At 59.2% G+C, this 292-nt stretch carries 1 protein-coding gene; it reads left to right on the forward strand.

The annotated features are described in order from the left end of the window. The coding region (locus P0D89_RS54465; protein WP_408379928.1) for a 4Fe-4S dicluster domain-containing protein at positions 1 to 288 on the forward strand (288 nt) is incomplete at its 5' end. Positions 289 to 292: the final 4 nt, after the last annotated feature.

The following is a 292-nucleotide window of genomic DNA, read 5'->3' on the forward strand; positions in this document are numbered from 1 at the left end:
GTGTTCATCTCGAACACGAATCACGAAGAGAACCAGCCGGCGCACCTGACACTGAAAGACCCGTCGGTGCCGGTCAACGTGAACTGGCAGACCTATGCGGGTCCGGAATCGCGTTACTGCCCCGCCGCGGTGTATGAGTTCGTCAAGAACGACGACGGCAGCGAACGGCTCGTGATCAATGCGCAGAACTGCGTGCATTGCAAGACCTGCGACATCAAGGACCCGACACAGAATATCGTGTGGGTCACGCCGGAAGGTGGCGGCGGCCCGAACTACCCGAATATGTGAAGCG

The organism is Paraburkholderia sp. RL18-085-BIA-A, assembly GCF_046027075.1.
Taxonomy (GTDB): Bacteria; Pseudomonadota; Gammaproteobacteria; order Burkholderiales; family Burkholderiaceae; genus Paraburkholderia.